This window comes from Helicobacter sp. 13S00482-2, assembly GCF_002272795.1.
Lineage (GTDB): Bacteria > Campylobacterota > Campylobacteria > Campylobacterales > Helicobacteraceae > Helicobacter_J.
In genome coordinates this window covers 1-1004 of the sequence record NZ_MLAT01000052.1, presented here as the reverse complement: position 1 = coordinate 1004, position 1004 = coordinate 1, and the positions used below count along the sequence as shown (strand labels likewise).

At 40.0% G+C, this 1004-nt stretch carries 1 protein-coding gene; it reads left to right on the top strand.

Features of this window, described 5'->3' with window-relative positions; all coding sequences use genetic code 11:
- Positions 1-34 precede the first annotated feature (34 nt).
- A partial coding sequence (locus BKH42_RS09055; RefSeq protein ID WP_143428618.1) for a hypothetical protein occupies positions 35-1004 on the top strand: 970 nt, incomplete at its 3' end.

Sequence of the window (1004 nt, the reverse complement as noted above, 5' to 3'; positions counted from 1 at the left end):
TGTTACTTCTATAAGTCTTTACAATAAGAGTGTGATGAATGGAGATATCCTGATCAATGCTGAAGCTAGTCGCTATATAACTGTAAATGATGGCTCCACTCTAAATGGAAACATCATCTTAAATACAGGGGGCACACTTGATGTTAAATTTACTGATGCTATCTGGAATGGATCTTTCAAAGACATCGGAGGAAATGCAGCCTCGGTGATAAATTTTACTTTCACTAGATCCAAGATCAATCCTACTGCTAAAGAACCCACCGATATGAGCTTCTCTCATGGAACCGCAAGAGTGAGTGTCGATAACTCCGATCTGAATCTCAGTGTCTATTCTCAAGCCACTAACACCTCTGTAACACTCACAAACAAATCCTCAATCAAACAACTATGGGTGATGGGAGGGGAATTTGGTATCAGTGCAACTGACTCTTACATCGATTATATCAGTGTCAATGCTGGACATAGCAATATCAGCCTTACCAATTCCACATTAGGAAAAGATGGAGGTGCAGAACATAACGGATATGCAATCTTCTTAAGTGGTGCGGCATTTGACCTAACTGCTAAAAACTCCACTATCAATGGATCATTATATACGGATGCATACAATCACATGGCTTTTGAAATCACAGGTTCAACCCTAAATGGCAGTAAAAAAAATGGCTATGCCATAGAAAACTACTATGGCTATGTAGAGGGTCTCAATAATAGCAAAGGGAATTCCTTCTTTGATAGCTCTACTATCAACGGGGGTATTGTATGGATAAATTCTAATTTTGGACAAGGTGAGGGTCTTGCCTTTAGGAATGGCACTATCTTAAATGGAAACCTTGAACACCTAGATAGGCCTTATGGCAACAGTACCATCGGGGCGTCTTTTAACTTCAATGCTTCTACCATGAATGGAGACATCATTGATGGCACTTCAGCTATCACAACTACAAATGGCACTGCCAATCATGCCCTCACCAACGTGACCTTTAGAAATAAATCCACCTTAAATG